The 1137-nt window shown below is 67.6% G+C and carries 2 protein-coding genes; both read left to right on the forward strand.

Features of this window, described 5'->3' with window-relative positions:
* The first annotated feature begins 69 nt into the window (after positions 1 to 69).
* Positions 70 to 696: a phosphoribosyltransferase family protein gene (locus ABJK26_RS01860; RefSeq protein WP_347240508.1), complete on the forward strand. Its 627-nt coding sequence runs from the start codon at positions 70 to 72 to the stop codon at positions 694 to 696.
* Complete coding sequence (locus ABJK26_RS01865; protein WP_347240509.1) at positions 684 to 1061, forward strand: cupin domain-containing protein; 378 nt, start codon at positions 684 to 686, stop codon at positions 1059 to 1061. Before ABJK26_RS01860 ends, ABJK26_RS01865 begins: the two co-directional genes overlap by 13 nt.
* The last annotated feature ends 76 nt before the right edge of the window (positions 1062 to 1137 follow it).

Below are 1137 nucleotides of genomic sequence, written 5' to 3' on the forward strand. Positions count from 1 at the left end.
TAAGTTACCAAAAGCTTTATACCGAGTGCAAGACTAAGGGCCGGTGTAGCATGGGAAGGGAGGTTTCCTATGCGCTTTCGCGACCGCAGGCACGCGGGGACCCTTTTGACGGAGGCCCTGAAGCCCTTGGGCCTGGAGCGGCCCGTGGTCCTGGGCCTGCCCCGGGGCGGGGTGGTGGTGGCCGACGAGGTGGCCAGGCGCCTGGGCGGGGAGCTGGACGTGGTCCTGGTGCGCAAGGTGGGGGCGCCGGGGAACCCGGAGTTCGCCCTGGGGGCGGTGGGGGAGAAGGGAGAGCTTGTCCTCAGGCCCTACGCCCACCAGCACGCTGACGGGAGCTACCTGGAGCGGGAGGCGGCCCGGCAAAGGGACCTGATCCGCAAGCGGGCGGAGCGCTACCGGAAGGTGCGGCCCAAGGTGCCCCTCAAGGACCGAGAGGTGGTCCTGGTGGACGACGGGGTGGCCACGGGGGCCAGCATGGAGGCCGCCCTCTCTGTGGTCCTCCAAGAAGGCCCCAAGCGGGTGGTGGTGGCCGTGCCCGTGGGAAGCCCCGAAGCCTTGGAAAAGCTGAGGGAGCGGGCGGAGGTGGTGGCCCTCTCGGCCCCTCAGGATTTCGCCGCCGTGGGGGCCTACTACCTGGACTTCGGCGAGGTCACCGACGAAGACGTGGAGGCCCTTTTGCTACAATGGGCCCCATGAAGCCCGTGGTCAAGCAGGCGGCCCACGTGGAGGCCCGCCCCGTGGAGCGAGGGGAGAAGGCCTTCATCCAGGTGCTCATCGGTCCCGAGGACGGGGCGCCCCACTTCATCCTGCGCAAGTTCACCCTGCTACCCGGGGGGCGTATTCCCAAGCACAAGCACCCCACCATCGAGCACGAGCAGTACGTGCTTTCGGGGCGCATGAGGGTGGTGTTGGGGGACGAGGTGCGGGAGGTTTCCGCAGGCCAAACCGTGTATATCCCTCCGGAAACCCCCCACGCCTACGTCAACGAGGGAGAGGAGCCCGTGGAGTTCCTCTGCGTCATCCCCAGGACCAGCGCTTACGCCACGGAGTGGCTGGAGTGATACCACCCCAGGCTGGCTTGTGCCAGCCTGGGGGCCCCGGGAAAGAAGGCCTAGAGAGGCCTTATGGCCTTGGCTT

Source organism: Thermus sp., from assembly GCF_039793865.1.
Taxonomy (GTDB): domain Bacteria; phylum Deinococcota; class Deinococci; order Deinococcales; family Thermaceae; genus Thermus.

Excerpts from the sequence above, each read along its gene's own strand:
- ABJK26_RS01860 (WP_347240508.1), top strand. The coding sequence starts at position 70 with ATGCGCTTTCGCGACCGCAGGCACGCGGGGACCCTTTTGACGGAGGCC.
- ABJK26_RS01865 (WP_347240509.1), top strand. The coding sequence starts at position 684 with ATGGGCCCCATGAAGCCCGTGGTCAAGCAGGCGGCCCACGTGGAGGCC.